The organism is Pseudomonas sp. LS.1a (genome assembly GCF_022533585.1).
Lineage (GTDB): Bacteria > Pseudomonadota > Gammaproteobacteria > Pseudomonadales > Pseudomonadaceae > Aquipseudomonas.
In genome coordinates, this window is record NZ_CP092827.1 from 12,435 (window position 1) to 26,286 (window position 13,852).

At 63.5% G+C, this 13,852-nt stretch carries 12 protein-coding genes; 4 read left to right on the top strand and 8 right to left on the bottom strand.

Translation table 11 applies throughout. From position 1 onward, the window contains the following. Positions 1 to 111: 111 nt before the first annotated feature. Together MKK04_RS00055 and MKK04_RS00060 are read left to right on the top strand one after the other, a co-directional pair. Positions 112 to 1,758, top strand: a complete 1,647-nt coding sequence (locus MKK04_RS00055) for a GMC family oxidoreductase (RefSeq protein ID WP_241106130.1) — start codon at positions 112 to 114, stop codon at positions 1,756 to 1,758. Between the two features lie 99 nt (positions 1,759 to 1,857). Then, on the top strand, positions 1,858 to 3,477 hold the full coding sequence (locus tag MKK04_RS00060; protein ID WP_207831426.1) for an MFS transporter: 1,620 nt from the start codon (positions 1,858 to 1,860) through the stop codon (positions 3,475 to 3,477). Between the two features lie 364 nt (positions 3,478 to 3,841). Here the strand turns inward: MKK04_RS00060 and MKK04_RS00065 are convergent, their stop codons facing one another. From MKK04_RS00065 to glyQ, 4 genes are read right to left on the bottom strand one after another with little or no spacing between them, the layout of a single operon-like run. Next, positions 3,842 to 4,627 carry a lysophospholipid acyltransferase family protein gene (locus MKK04_RS00065; RefSeq protein ID WP_207831427.1) on the bottom strand — a complete coding sequence of 262 codons (786 nt, stop codon included), beginning with the start codon at positions 4,625 to 4,627 and terminating at the stop codon, positions 3,842 to 3,844. 46 nt (positions 4,628 to 4,673) lie between these two features. Further along, positions 4,674 to 5,201, bottom strand: coding sequence for a D-glycero-beta-D-manno-heptose 1,7-bisphosphate 7-phosphatase (gene gmhB, locus MKK04_RS00070; RefSeq protein ID WP_085601056.1), 528 nt, complete (start codon positions 5,199 to 5,201; stop codon positions 4,674 to 4,676). 3 nt (positions 5,202 to 5,204) lie between these two features. Beyond that, the gene (gene glyS, locus MKK04_RS00075; RefSeq protein WP_063912305.1) at positions 5,205 to 7,256 is read right to left on the bottom strand and encodes a glycine--tRNA ligase subunit beta; all 2,052 of its coding nucleotides are present in this window, start codon (positions 7,254 to 7,256) and stop codon (positions 5,205 to 5,207) included. Further along, a complete protein-coding gene (gene glyQ, locus MKK04_RS00080) occupies positions 7,253 to 8,200 on the bottom strand; it encodes a glycine--tRNA ligase subunit alpha (RefSeq protein WP_023377955.1) in 948 nt (315 codons plus the stop codon). Before glyQ ends, glyS begins: the two co-directional genes overlap by 4 nt. 83 nt (positions 8,201 to 8,283) lie before the next feature. On the opposite strand from glyQ, the gene MKK04_RS00085 reads away from it, so the two are divergent. Both MKK04_RS00085 and MKK04_RS00090 read left to right on the top strand, forming a co-directional pair. Beyond that, complete coding sequence (locus tag MKK04_RS00085) at positions 8,284 to 8,835, top strand: DNA-3-methyladenine glycosylase I (RefSeq protein WP_233687625.1); 552 nt, start codon at positions 8,284 to 8,286, stop codon at positions 8,833 to 8,835. 41 nt (positions 8,836 to 8,876) lie between these two features. Continuing rightward, positions 8,877 to 9,764, top strand: coding sequence for a lysophospholipid acyltransferase (locus MKK04_RS00090; RefSeq protein WP_063912307.1), 888 nt, complete (start codon positions 8,877 to 8,879; stop codon positions 9,762 to 9,764). 98 nt (positions 9,765 to 9,862) lie between these two features. Here the strand turns inward: MKK04_RS00090 and MKK04_RS00095 are convergent, their stop codons facing one another. From MKK04_RS00095 to fmt, 4 genes are read right to left on the bottom strand one after another with little or no spacing between them, the layout of a single operon-like run. Further along, positions 9,863 to 10,177: a tetratricopeptide repeat protein gene (locus MKK04_RS00095; RefSeq protein ID WP_061550195.1), complete on the bottom strand. Its 315-nt coding sequence runs from the start codon at positions 10,175 to 10,177 to the stop codon at positions 9,863 to 9,865. Positions 10,178 to 10,188: 11 nt separating this feature from the next. Continuing rightward, complete coding sequence (trkA, locus tag MKK04_RS00100) at positions 10,189 to 11,562, bottom strand: Trk system potassium transporter TrkA (RefSeq protein WP_013970264.1); 1,374 nt, start codon at positions 11,560 to 11,562, stop codon at positions 10,189 to 10,191. A 23-nt stretch (positions 11,563 to 11,585) separates the two neighbouring features. Further along, positions 11,586 to 12,896: a 16S rRNA (cytosine(967)-C(5))-methyltransferase RsmB gene (gene rsmB / locus MKK04_RS00105; RefSeq protein ID WP_233694001.1), complete on the bottom strand. Its 1,311-nt coding sequence runs from the start codon at positions 12,894 to 12,896 to the stop codon at positions 11,586 to 11,588. Then, complete coding sequence (gene fmt / locus MKK04_RS00110) at positions 12,893 to 13,825, bottom strand: methionyl-tRNA formyltransferase (RefSeq protein WP_063912308.1); 933 nt, start codon at positions 13,823 to 13,825, stop codon at positions 12,893 to 12,895. Before fmt ends, rsmB begins: the two co-directional genes overlap by 4 nt. Between the last annotated feature and the right edge of the window lie 27 nt (positions 13,826 to 13,852).

The window sequence follows — 13,852 nt, forward strand, 5'->3', positions numbered from 1 at the left end:
TTACCCCTGTGCTAAAACGCACAGCGGCTGCGCGAAATCTCGTGTTTCCTCCACGAAATTACTCACTAAGATGGATCGGGACAAGAATAATAATCAGGCCCGAGGTTGCACATGCCATCAGCCGATTCTGTCTTCGACTACGTGGTCGTAGGGGCCGGTCCCGCCGGTTGCCTGCTGGCCAATCGTTTGTCCGCCGACCCTTCCTGCCGCGTGCTGCTGCTGGAAGCGGGTGGCCGTGACAACTATCCCTGGATCCATATCCCCGTCGGTTATCTCTATTGCATCGGCAACCCGCGCACCGACTGGTGCTTCAAGACCGAGGCGCAGCCTGGCCTGGGCGGTCGTGCGCTGGGCTATCCACGGGGCAAGGTGCTGGGTGGCTGCTCCTCGATCAACGGCATGATCTACATGCGCGGCCAGGCCGCCGACTATGACCGCTGGGCCGAGCAAGGCAACGGCGGCTGGGCCTGGAAGGATGTCCTGCCACTGTTCAAGGCCAGCGAAAGCCACTTTGCCGGCGCCAGTGAGCACCACGGCGGTGACGGCGAATGGCGGGTCGAGCGCCAGCGTTACAGTTGGCCGATCCTCGACGCCTTCCGCGATGCCGCCGAACAAAGTGGTATCGGCAAGGTCGATGACTTCAATACCGGCGACAACCAGGGTTGTGGATATTTCCAGGTCAACCAGCGCGGTGGTGTGCGCTGGAACGCCTCCAAGGCCTTCCTGAGGCCGATCAAGGACCGCCCCAACCTCACTGTGCTGACCAGCGTCCAGGTTGACCAGGTGCTGCTCAACAACACCCGAGCACGGGCGGTGAAGGCGTTCTGGCAAGGTGCCTGGCACGAGTTTGCGGCGCGTCGCGAGATCATCCTCTGTGCGGGTGCGGTGGGCTCACCCGGTATTCTGCAGCGCTCCGGCATCGGCCCGCGCCAGTTGCTGGAAAGCCTGGGTATCGGCGTGCGTCACGACATGCCAGGCGTTGGCGGCAACCTGCAGGATCACCTGCAACTGCGCCTGATCTACCAGATCCGCAATACCCGCACCTTGAACCAGATGGCCAACAGCCTGTGGGGCAAGATGGGCATGGGCCTGCGCTACCTCTATGACCGCAGTGGCCCGCTGGCCATGGCGCCGAGCCAACTGGGCGCGTTCGTGCGTTCCAGCCCGGAGCAGGCCACCGCCAACCTGCAGTACCACGTGCAGCCGCTGTCACTTGAACGCTTCGGCGAGCCACTGCACAGGTTCCCGGCCTTTACTGCTTCGGTGTGCAACCTGCGCCCGGCCAGCCGCGGGCGTATCGATATCCGCAGCAGCGACATGAACAGCACGCCGCTGATCGACCCCAACTACCTCAGCGACCCCCAGGACCTGCGCGTCGCCGCCGATGCCATTCGCCTTACCCGGCGCATCGTCCAGGCCCCTGCCCTCGCTGCGTTCGACCCAAGGGAATACCTGCCGGGCCCAGCCCTGCAAACCGAGGAAGAGCTGTTCGAAGCCGCCGGCAAGATCGGCACCACCATCTTTCACCCGGTCGGCACCTGTCGCATGGGCAATGGCGAACTGGACGTTGTGGATAACCAGTTGCGCGTGCACGGCATCCCCGGCCTGCGCGTGGCTGACGCCTCGATCATGCCGCAGATCACCTCCGGCAATACCTGTTCACCCACCCTGATGATCGCCGAGAAGGCGGCGCAACTGATTCTCAAAGGAGCTGCTACCCAGACCTATCTGAACGAAGACGCGATACCGACGCCCTGACCCCGGGGTGCGTGCAGTACCGGCAGCTAGCGGTCAGAAGCTGCCGACAGTGGAACAACAAGAATAATCACTGTGGCCTGCGGGCCGAGGACAGCAACGATGTCGGATTACATCCAAGAGCAGGGTGCGGCGGCCAGCAGCGCCAGCGGCCGTGAAGAACGCAAGATCATTTTCGCGTCATCCCTCGGGACAGTTTTCGAGTGGTATGACTTTTTTCTCTATGGTGCGTTGGCAGCGGTCATCAGCAAGCAGTTCTTCGCTGGCGTGAACGATACCACCGCCTTCATCTTCGCCCTCATGGCCTTTGCCGCCGGCTTTCTGGTGCGGCCGTTCGGCGCGCTGGTGTTCGGCCGCCTGGGCGACATGATCGGGCGCAAGTACACCTTCCTGGTCACCATCGTGCTGATGGGCCTGTCCACCTTCGCGGTGGGGCTGTTGCCCACCTACGCCAGCATTGGCATCGCAGCACCGATCATCCTGGTGGTCCTGCGCATGCTGCAGGGGCTGGCGCTGGGCGGTGAGTACGGCGGTGCGGCCACCTATGTGGCAGAGCATGCGCCGCCCGGCAAGCGCGGCTTCCACACGGGCTTCATTCAGTCCACCGCCACCCTCGGCCTGCTGCTGTCGCTGGTGGTGGTGCTGGGCAGCCGCTATATCAGTGGTGACCAGTTCGAAACCTGGGGCTGGCGCCTGCCGTTCCTGCTGTCGATCGTGCTGCTGGCGATTTCCACCTGGATCCGCATGAGCATGCACGAGTCGCCGGCCTTCGTGAAAATGAAGGCCCAAGGCAAGGTCAGCAAGTCGCCGATCCGTGAGTCGTTCACCTCCTGGCCGAACCTGAAAGTGGTGCTTACCGCCTTGTTCAGCATTAACGCCGGGCAAGCCGTGACCTTCTACACGGCGCAGTTCTACGTGCTGTTCTTCATGACCCAGATGCTGAAGATGGACCCGGCACAGGCCAATACCTTGCTGATCATCAGCGTGGTCATTGGTGCGCCGTTCTTCGTGTTCTTCGGCTGGTTGTCCGACCGTATTGGCCGCAAGCCGATCCTGATGCTCGGCCTGCTGCTGGCCACGTTGCTGTACTTCCCGCTGTTCAAGGCGCTGAGCCACTACGCCAACCCACAGATCGACGCAGCCAGCCGCCAGGCGCCGATCGTGGTCACTGCCGACCCACAAGGCTGTACCTTCCAGTTCGACCCGGTGGGCAAGGCGCGTTTCGACAGCCCGTGCGACAAGGTCAAGACTTTCCTGGTCAAGCAGGGCCTGCCCTATAGCTCGGTGGATGTGGCCGGTAGCGATGTGGTGGTGAACATCGGTGACAAGACCATCAACGGCTTCGACGAAGCGGCCATGCGTGCGGCGGTGGAACAGGCCGGCTACCCGGCCAAGGCCGACCCTGCTCAGGTCAACCAGGTGATGGTGGTGGTGCTGATCGTGGCGATGATCCTGATCGCGACGATGACCTATGGGCCGCTGGCGGCGGTAATGGTCGAGCTGTTCCCGACCCGTATCCGCTACACCTCGATGTCGCTGCCCTACCACATTGGCAACGGCTGGTTCGGTGGATTCCTGCCAACGGTGTCATTCGCGCTGGTGGTGTATACGGGGGATATCTTCTACGGGCTGTGGTACCCGGTGCTGGTGACCGGGGTCAGCCTGGTGGTGGGAATCTTCTGCCTGAAAGAAACCAAGGATGTGGATATCGACAAGATCTGACGCAGCTCAAGGCCTGCACCAAATGCTCAGGCGCTGAAGCGCTTGTTGTGGGAGCGGCCTTGCGTCGCGAAAGGGCCGCAAAGCGGCCCCAGGATTTCAGCAGTGATGCATGAATTGCCGGGGCCGCTTTGCGGCCCTTTCGCGACGCAAGGCCGCTCCCACAGTCTTCTCCCACAGAGGGTGCAATCCTGCTACCGAGCCCATAAAAAAACCGGCTGTAAAAGCCGGTTTTCTTATGCCCCAAAAAAACTTATGCACGATTTTCAGAAAAATGTCATACACAGAAATAAACAGCTAATTCAAACACTTAGCTATCACTTCAGGCATTTAATCCAAAAACAGTTCACAAGTTATCCACAGATGGTCAGGCCATCTGCTCCTGGGGTTTTTCCTCTGCTGGCGGCAGCGAACCCATGGCCCGCTGGGTCGCTTCGTTCCACGCCGCGGCGCGGTCGTTGAGCTCGGCAATGGCCCGTGGCCCGGTGCCGTTGGCGTACATCGGCTTGCCAATCACCACCTCGATGGTGCCAGCGCGCTTGCCCCAACCGGTTTTCGGCCAGAACTTGCCGGCGTTGTGGGCAATCGGCAGCACTGGCAGCCCGGCATTCACCGCCAGCGCGGTACCGCCACGGGAGAACTTGCCCATGGTGCCGAACGGCACACGGGTCCCTTCCGGGAAGATCAGCACCCAGATCTTCTGCTTGAGCAACTCATCACCCTTGCTGGCTACCTGGCGCAGGGCTTCCTTGGGGTTGTCACGGTTGATCGCGATCGGCCGCAGCATGGCCATGGCCCAACCGAAGAACGGCACGTACAGCAACTCGCGCTTGAGCACCTGGCTCAGCGGCGAAAAGTACTGGGAAAGGAAGAAGGTTTCCCAGGTGCTCTGGTGGTTGGACAGGATCACGCAAGGCTCATCAGGCACGTTCTCGGCGCCAGTGACCTTGTAGTCGATACCCAGGATGGTGCGCACCAGGAACAACGCGCAACGGCACCAGTACACGTTGATGAACTTGTAGCGCTTGGGGAACGACAGGAACGGCGCGACGAAGAAGCTCAGCGAGCACCACAGCAGCGAACTGGTGCCCAGCAGCAGGTAAAAAAGAAAGATTCTGATCGCCTGCAGGATCGACATAGTGGCTTGTACCATTGCGGGGCATGCCCGCCTGAGAAAAATGCGCCCGAAGGCGCACTGTTTAAATTAGTTCTCTGGCGATAGCTGCCAGATCGTCGAAAATCAGTGTAGTTTCCGGGACGCCTTTTTCCAGGGTCCGCTCGCCCTTGCCGGTTTTCACCAGCACGGGTTGTGCACCGACGGCCAGGGCGGCCTCCAGGTCACCTTTGCTGTCGCCAACGAACCAGACGCCTTCCAGGCCGACCTGGTAATGCTCGGCGATCGCCCGCAGCATGCCAGGCTTGGGCTTGCGGCAATCGCAGCCTTCGTCCGGCCCGTGCGGGCAATACACGATGTGGCCCACCTCGCCACCCTGCTCGGCCACCAGCGCGCGCAGGCGCGCGTGCATGGCCTCGAGGGTTGCCAGCGCATAGTAGCCACGGGCAATGCCGGACTGGTTGGTGGCAACGGCCACCGTCCAGCCCGCCTTGCTCAACTGCGCGATCGCTTCGACCGAGCCAGGGATCGGCACCCACTCGTCCAGCGTCTTGATGTAGGCGTCGGAGTCGTGGTTGATGACTCCGTCACGGTCGAGAATCAGCAGTTTCAAGGCTTACCCCAGCAGCGAAATGTCGGCCACGCCCAGGAACAGGCCGCGCAGGCGGCTGAGCAGGGCATAACGGTTGGCGCGTACCTTGGCGTCCTCGGCGTTGACCATCACTGCCTCGAAGAAGGCGTCGACCGGGTCACGCAGGGCCGCCAGGCGGGCCAGCGATTCGCTGTACTGGCGTGCAGCTGCCATCGGTTGCACGGCCTGGTCGGCCTGCTGGATGGCCGAGTACAGGGAGAACTCGTTGGCATTGTCGAAGTACTTCGGCTCGACGTGATCGGCGATGGCGCCTTCGGCCTTGCTCAGCAGGTTCGACACGCGCTTGTTCACCGCCGCCAGGGCCTCGGCTTCCGGCAGCTTGCGGAAGGCTTGTACAGCCTGCACACGCTGGTCGAAGTCCAGGGCAGAACCTGGCTGCAGGGCACGTACCGACAGGTAGGTGGCCACGTCGATGCCTTCGTCTTCGTAGCGTGCACGCAGGCGGTCGAAAATGAACTCCAGTACCTGCTCGGCCAGGCCGGCGGCCTTGACCTTGGCGCCGAACTGCTTGACTGCGAACTCGACCGCGCCGGTCAGGTCCAGGTCCAGCTGCTTCTCGATCAGGATACGCAGCACGCCCAGGGCAGCACGGCGCAGGGCGTACGGGTCCTTGCTGCCGGTCGGCAGCATGCCGATGCCGAAGATGCCGACCAGGGTGTCGAGCTTGTCGGCGATGGCCACGGCAGCACCGGTGAGGGTCTGCGGCAGCTCGGCGCCAGCACCGCGCGGCATGTACTGCTCGTTCAGGGCCAGGGCCACGTCTTCCGGCTCACCGTCGTTGAGCGCGTAGTAGTAACCGGCAACACCCTGCATCTCAGGGAATTCGCCGACCATCTCGGTGGCCAGGTCGCACTTCGACAGCAGGCCGGCACGGCCGGCGCGCTGGGCGTCGCCGCCAATCAGCGGGGCGATGAAGGCGGCCAGCCGGGAAACGCGCTCGGCCTTGTCGTACACGGTGCCCAGCTGAGCCTGGAACACCACGTTCTTCAGGCGCTCGTTGAAGGTTTCCAGCGGCTGCTTCTTGTCCTGCTTGAAGAAGAACTCGGCATCGGTCAGGCGTGGGCGCACGACCTTCTCGTTGCCTTGCACGATCTGCTTCGGGTCACGGCTTTCGACGTTGGCCACGGTGATGAAGCGCGGCAGCAGCTTGCCTTCGCTGTCCAGCAGGCAGAAGTACTTCTGGTTGTCCTGCATGGTGGTGATCAGGGCTTCCTGCGGCACTTCGAGGAAACGCTCCTCGAACGAGCACACCAGCGGCACTGGCCACTCCACCAGAGCGGTCACTTCGTCCAGCAGCGCCGGTGGCACGATGGCTGTGCCTTCCTGCTGCATGGCCAGCTCGGCGGTACGCTTGCTGATCAGCTCGCGGCGCTCGGCGAAGTCGGCCAGCACGTACGCTTTGCGCAGGTCTTCGACGTAGTTGGCCGGGGTGGTGATGACCACGTTTTCCGGGTGGTGGAAGCGATGGCCACGGGATTCACGGCCGGCCTTCTGCGACAGGATGGTGCAGTCGACCACCTGGTCGCCCAGCAGCATCACCAGCCATTGGGTCGGGCGCACGAACTCTTCACGGCTGGCCGCCCAGCGCATGCGCTTGGGGATCGGCAGGTCGTTGAGCGAATCTTCGACGATGGTCGGCAGCAGGCCAGCGGTGGCCTTGCCCGGGATGTGCTGGGAGAAGCGCAGCTTGGGGCCGCTCTGGTCGATTTCCGACAGCTCCACACCGCATTTCTTGGCAAAGCCCAAGGCAGCCTGGGTCGGCTCGCCGTCTTTGAAAGCAGCCTGCAGGGGCGGGCCGTCGATGTTGATGCTGCGGTCAGGCTGCTGCACGTCCAGCTGGCGGATCAGCACGGCCAGGCGACGCGGCGCGGCGTATACCTGCTTGCCGGTGTAGTTCAGGCCAGCGGCCTGCAGGCCTTTCTCGATACCGGCCAGGAAAGCTTCGCCGAGGCTGGCGAGGGCCTTCGGCGGCAGCTCTTCGGTGCCCAGTTCTACCAGGAAATCTTGAGCACTCATTGTGCAGCCTCCAGCTTAGCCAACACTTCGTCACGCAGTTCAGGGGTAGCCATCGGGAAGCCCAGGCGTGCACGGGCTTGCAGATAGCTTTGCGCCACGTCCCGGGCCAGGGTACGTACACGCAGGATGTAGCGCTGGCGCTCGGTTACCGAGATGGCGCGGCGGGCGTCCAGCAGGTTGAAGGTGTGCGAGGCCTTCAGGACCATTTCATAAGTCGGCAGCGGCAGCTCAAGCTTGATCAGGCGGTTGGCTTCGCTTTCGTAGAAGTCGAACAGTTCGAACAGCTTCTCGACGTTGGCGTGTTCGAAGTTGTAGGTCGACTGCTCCACTTCGTTCTGGTGGAACACGTCACCGTAGGTGACCTTGCCGAACGGGCCGTCGGCCCACACCAGGTCGTACACCGAGTCGACGCCCTGGATGTACATGGCCAGGCGCTCGAGGCCGTAGGTGATTTCACCGGTGACCGGGTAGCACTCGATGCCGCCTACCTGCTGGAAGTAGGTGAACTGGGTGACTTCCATGCCGTTGAGCCAGATTTCCCAACCCAGGCCCCAGGCGCCGAGGGTCGGCGATTCCCAGTTGTCTTCGACGAAGCGAATGTCGTGGACCAGCGGGTCCAGGCCGATGGCTTTCAGCGAGCCGAGGTACAGCTCCTGGAAGTTGGCCGGGTTGGGCTTGAGTACCACCTGGAACTGGTAGTAGTGCTGCAGGCGGTTGGGGTTTTCGCCATACCGCCCGTCGGCAGGGCGACGGCTAGGCTGCACATAGGCGGCGTTCCAGGTTTCTGGACCCACGGCGCGCAGGAATGTAGCGGTGTGGAAAGTGCCGGCGCCTACTTCCATATCGTAGGGCTGAAGCACCACACAACCTTGCTCGGCCCAGTAGTTCTGCAGGGCGAGGATCAGGTCTTGGAAGGTACGCACGGCTGGCGTAGGCTGGCTCACGAAATTCACCTGTATCTGGGGATGCGGATGTAAAGAGCGGGAGTATAACCTGATTCGCCTCGCCCTCTACTCATTGGAGCCTTATGCCACGCTGCTTTTGGTGTACCGACGATCCGTTGTACCAGGCCTACCATGACCAGGAATGGGGAACGCCACAGCGTGACCCGGCGTTGCTGTTCGAGATGCTTTTGCTCGAAGGGTTCCAGGCGGGGCTGTCGTGGATCACCGTATTGCGCAAACGCGAGCGTTATCGCGAGGTGATGCACGGCTTCGATCCGGTGAAACTCGCCGTCATGAGCGACGAACGCATCGAGGAGCTGATGCAGGATGCCGGTATCATCCGCAACCGCCTCAAGCTCAAGGCTGCCAGGCGTAACGCGCAGGCCTGGCTGGCTGTGGATAACCCCGCCGAATGGCTGTGGTCGTTTGTTGGTGGGGCGCCGAAGATCAACCACTTCACGGGGCGCAGCGAGGTGCCAGCAGTTACCGATGAAGCCAAGGCAATGAGCAAAGCCCTGCAGAAAGCCGGCTTCACCTTCGTTGGCCCGACCATCTGCTATGCCTTCATGCAGGCCACCGGCATGGTCATGGACCACACCACCGATTGCGATCGCTACGCCGCCTTGTTGCGTTGAGGGGTTACAATGCGCGCCTTGCTGAAATAAGGAATTCGCCTGTGGAAAAGTTCAAGGGCGCCCTGATGGTCGGGGTGCTGCGTCTGTTTGCCAAGCTGCCCTGGGGCGCTGTGCAGCGCGTCGGCGCCGGTATCGGCTGGCTGATGTGGAAGATCCCCAACGGCTCGCGCAATGTCGTGCGTATCAACCTGGCCAAATGCTTCCCGGAGATGGACCCGGTCGAACGCGAGCAACTGGTGGGTCGCGCGTTGAAGGATATCGGTAAATCCTTCGTCGAAAGTGCCTGTGCCTGGATCTGGCCGCCGCAGCGCTCGCTGGAGCTGGTCAAGGAAGTGCACGGCCTGGAAGTGCTGGAGCAGGCCCTGGCTTCGGGCAAGGGTGTGGTCGGTATCACCAGCCACCTGGGCAACTGGGAGGTGCTGAACCACTTCTACTGCAACCAGTGCAAACCGATCATTTTCTACCGCCCGCCGAAGCTGAAGGCGGTGGATGACCTGCTGCGCGAGCAGCGCGTGCAGATGGGCAACCGCGTGGCGCCTTCGACCAAGGAAGGCATCCTCAGCGTGATCAAGGAAGTGCGCCGTGGTGGCCAGGTGGGTATTCCTGCCGACCCGGAGCCGGCGGAGTCGGCGGGGGTGTTCGTACCGTTCCTGGGCACCCAGGCGCTGACCAGCAAGTTCGTGCCGAACATGCTGGCCGGGGGCAAGGCGGTGGGGGTGTTCCTGCATGCCCTGCGGCTGCCGGATGGTTCGGGCTTCAAGGTGTTTCTGGAGGCGGCGCCGGAAGAGATGTACAGCACCGACGTGACGGTGTCGGCGGCGGCAATGAGCAAGGTGGTCGAGCGCTATGTGCGCGAGTACCCCAGCCAGTACATGTGGAGCATGAAGCGCTTCAAGAAGCGCCCGGCTGGCGAGCCGCGCTGGTATTGATTGTTTCACTGTCCCCCTGTGGGAGCGGGTTTACCCGCGAATGCGTCGGTGAATCCAGCATCGCATTCGCGGGTGAACCCGCTCCCACAGGGATCGCGTCAACCTGATGTCTTGTTGAGTTTCTTCAGGAACACGGTCATCTCTTTCTCGGCCTGCTTGTCGCCATGGGCCTGCGCCGCGACGATCCCCTCCTCCCAGGCCTTGCGCGCCGCCGCCAGGTCACCCTGCAGCTGATGCGCCTTGCCCAGCAGCTTCCACGCCGCCGAGTACTTCGGGTCCTGTTCCACGCAGCGCGCCAGGTGTACCGCCGCTTCAGCGCCATTGCCTTCATCCAGCCAGGCCTTGCCCAGCCCGAACCTCAGCAACGGGTTATCCACACCCTTGGCCAGCATTTTCTCCAGCGATTCGCGCATGCCCTGTGCCCCTAGAAGAAACTCAAGCCGACGTGGAACAGCTTCTCCACATCCCGAATATGCTTTTTATCCACAACGAACAGGATCACATGGTCGCCCGATTCGATCATGGTGTCGTCGTGGGCAATCATCACCTCTTCGTCACGAATGATCGCACCGATGGTAGTACCCGGCGGCAAGGCGATGTCTTCGATCGCCTTGCCGACCACCTTGCTCGATTTCGAATCGCCGTGCGCCACCGCTTCGATAGCCTCGGCCGCGCCGCGGCGCAGCGAGTGCACGCTGACGATGTCGCCACGGCGTACGTGCGCCAGCAGGGTGCCGATGGTCGCCAGCTGCGGGCTGATGGCGATGTCGATGTCACCACCCTGCACCAGGTCGACATAGGCCGGGTTGTTGATGATGGTCATCACCTTGCGCGCACCCAGGCGCTTGGCCAGCAGCGACGACATGATGTTGGCTTCGTCGTCGTTGGTCAGGGCCAGGAAGATGTCGGCGTCGGCGATGTTCTCCTCGAGCATCAGGTCCTTGTCCGAGGCGCTGCCCTGCAGCACCACGGTGCTTTCCAGGGTGTCGGAGAGGTGTCGGCAACGGGCCGGGCTCATCTCGATGATCTTCACCTGGTAACGGCTTTCGATGGCCTCGGCCAGGCGTTCGCCGATCTGCCCGCCACCGGCGATGACCACGCGCTTGTTGGTTTCGTCGATACGGCGCAGCTCGCCCATCACCGCGCGGATGTCCTTCTTCGCGGCGATGAAGAACACTTCGTCGTCGGCTTCGATCACCGTGTCGCCCCGCGGGGTGATGGGACGGTCGCGGCGGAAGATGGCCGCCACGCGGGTGTCGACGTTGGGCATGTGCGCGCGGATCTGGCGAAGTTGCTGGCCCACCAGCGGGCCACCGTAGTACGCCTTCACTGCCACCAGCTGGGCCTTGCCTTCGGCGAAGTCGATCACCTGCAGCGAGCCCGGGTGCTCGATCAGGCGCTTGATGTAGTTGGTCACTACCTGCTCGGGGCTGATCAGCACATCGACCGGGATATGGTCGTTGTCGAACAGCTCTTCGCGGGTCAGGTAGGCCGACTCGCGCACCCGGGCGATCTTGGTCGGGGTGTGGAACAGCGAATAGGCCACCTGGCAGGCGACCATGTTGGTCTCGTCACTGTTGGTTACTGCCACCAGCATGTCGGCGTCGTCGGCACCGGCCTGGCGCAGCACCGTAGGCAGCGAGCCGCGGCCTTGCACGGTGCGAATGTCCAGGCGGTCGCCCAGGTCGCGCAGGCGGTCGCCATCAGTGTCGACCACGGTGATGTCGTTGGCTTCGCTGGCCAGGTGCTCAGCCAGCGTACCGCCTACCTGGCCTGCGCCGAGGATGATGATCTTCATCCGCTACTCCCTACCTTTTGTTCTTATCCGCGCGAGGCGGCGATCTTGATCAGCTTGGCATAGTAGAAACCGTCGTGGCCGCCCTCCTGGGCCAGCAACTGGCGGCCGTGGGGCTGGCGCAGGCCGGCTTCGGTGGCCAGGTCCAGCTCACGGGCGCCCGGGGTGCGGGCGAGGAAAGCGTCGATCACTTCGGTGTTCTCGGTCGGCAGGCTGGAGCAGGTGGCATACAGCAGCATGCCGCCCACTTCCAGGGTCGGCCACAGGGCATCGAGCAGCTCGCCTTGCAGCGTGGCCAGGGCCGGGATGTCGTCGGCCTGACGGGTCAGCTTGATGTCCGGGTGGCGGCGGATCACGCCGGTGGCCGAGCATGGTGCGTCGAGGAGGATGCGCTGGAACGGCTTGCCGTCCCACCAGCTGGCGGTATCGCGGGCATCGCAGGCAATCAGCTCGGCGTCCAGCCGCAGGCGGTCGAGGTTCTCGCGCACACGGGTCAGGCGCTTGGCTTCGAGGTCGATGGCCACCACGTGGGCCAGGCCGGCTTCGGCTTCCAGCAGGTGGCAGGTCTTGCCGCCCGGTGCACAGCAGGCGTCGAGCACGCGCTGGCCGGGGGCCAGTTCCAGCAGGTCGGCGGACAGCTGCGCGGCTTCGTCCTGCACGCTCACCCAGCCTTCGGCAAAGCCTGGCAGGCCGCGCACGTCGCAGGCTTCGGCCAGCACGATGCCGTCACGGCTGTACTGGCAGGCGCTGGCGCCAACGCCCGCTTCGGCCAGCAGTGCCAGGTAGGCGTCGCGACTGTGGTGGCGGCGGTTGACCCGCAGGATCATCGGCGGGTGGGCATTGTTGGCGGCGCAGATGGCCTCCCATTGCTCCGGCCAGAAGGCTTTGAGCGACTTCTGTAGCCAGCGCGGGTGGGCAGTGCGTACCACCGGGTCGCGCTCCATGCCGGCCAGCAACTCTTCGCCCTCGCGTTGGGCGCGACGCAGCACGGCATTGAGCAGGCCCTTGGCCCATGGTTTCTTCAGCTTGTCGGCGCAGCCAACGGTCTCGCCGATGGCGGCGTGGGCCGGGATACGGCTGTAGAACAGCTGGTACAGGCCGACCAGCAGCAGCGCCTGCACATCGGCATCGGCGGCCTTGAACGGCTTCTGCAGCAGTTGCGCGGCCAGCAGGTCGAGGCGTGGTTGCCAGCGCGCGGTGCCGAACGCCAGGTCCTGGGTCAGGCCGCGGTCGCGTTCATCGACCTTGTCCAGTTGCGCCGGCAGCGAGCTGTTCAGCGAGGCCTTGCCGCTGAGCACAGCGGCAAGGGCACGGGCGGCGGCGAGGCGAGGGTTCATTGGCCCAGCACCTTGCCGCTGGCGAATTTCTCGCGGCGGCTGTTGAACAGGTCACTGAAGTTCAGCGCCTTGCCGCCAGGCAGTTGCAGGCGGGTCAGGCTCAGCGCCTGGTCACCGCAGGCGACCACCAGGCCGTCCTTGCTGGCGGAGAGGATCTCGCCAGGGGCCCCTGCCGCTGTGGACAAGTTGGCGGCCAGCACTTTCACGCTTTCGCCATCGAGGGTGCTGTGGCACACCGGCCACGGGTTGAAGGCACGGATCAAGCGCTCCAGTTCGACGGCCGGGCGGCTCCAGTCGATACGCGCCTCGTCCTTGTTCAGCTTGTGCGCATAGGTGGCCAGGGTATCGTCCTGCACTTCACCGTGCAGCGAACCGTCGGCCAGGCCGGCGATGGCCTGGACTACAGCCGGCGGGCCCATTTGTGCGAGGCGGTCGTGCAGGCTGCCGCCGGTGTCTTCGGCGCTGATCGGGGTGGCTACCTTGAGCAGCATCGGGCCGGTGTCCAGGCCTGCTTCCATGCGCATCACGGTCACACCGCTCTCGGCGTCGCCGGCTTCCACGGCGCGCTGGATCGGTGCGGCACCGCGCCAGCGTGGCAGCAGCGAGGCGTGGCTGTTGATGCAGCCCAGGCGCGGGATATCCAGCACCACTTGCGGCAGGATCAGGCCATAGGCGACCACCACCATCAGGTCCGGCTGCAGCGCGGCCAGTTCGGCCTGGGCTTCGGCGTTGCGCAGGGTCGGCGGCTGGAACACCGGGATGTCATGGGCCACAGCCAGTTGCTTGACCGGGCTCGGCATCAGCTTTTGGCCGCGGCCGGCTGGGCGGTCGGGCTGGGTGTAGACGGCCACGATCTCGTAGGGGCTGTCGAGCAAGGCCTTGAGGTGTTCGGCGGCAAACTCTGGAGTGCCTGCAAAGACGATGCGCATGGAGTTCTCGCTTCAAAAAAGAAAAAG

Bases quoted from the DNA above. Each gene is read 5' to 3' on its own strand.
- rsmB (WP_233694001.1), bottom strand. From the start codon at position 12,896: ATGAACCCTCGCCTCGCCGCCGCCCGTGCCCTTGCCGCTGTGCTCAGC.
- glyS (WP_063912305.1), bottom strand. From the start codon at position 7,256: ATGAGTGCTCAAGATTTCCTGGTAGAACTGGGCACCGAAGAGCTGCCG.
- fmt (WP_063912308.1), bottom strand. From the start codon at position 13,825: ATGCGCATCGTCTTTGCAGGCACTCCAGAGTTTGCCGCCGAACACCTC.
- trkA (WP_013970264.1), bottom strand. From the start codon at position 11,562: ATGAAGATCATCATCCTCGGCGCAGGCCAGGTAGGCGGTACGCTGGCT.
- MKK04_RS00060 (WP_207831426.1), top strand. From the start codon at position 1,858: ATGTCGGATTACATCCAAGAGCAGGGTGCGGCGGCCAGCAGCGCCAGC.
- MKK04_RS00085 (WP_233687625.1), top strand. From the start codon at position 8,284: ATGCCACGCTGCTTTTGGTGTACCGACGATCCGTTGTACCAGGCCTAC.
- MKK04_RS00065 (WP_207831427.1), bottom strand. From the start codon at position 4,627: ATGGTACAAGCCACTATGTCGATCCTGCAGGCGATCAGAATCTTTCTT.
- MKK04_RS00095 (WP_061550195.1), bottom strand. From the start codon at position 10,177: ATGCGCGAATCGCTGGAGAAAATGCTGGCCAAGGGTGTGGATAACCCG.
- MKK04_RS00055 (WP_241106130.1), top strand. From the start codon at position 112: ATGCCATCAGCCGATTCTGTCTTCGACTACGTGGTCGTAGGGGCCGGT.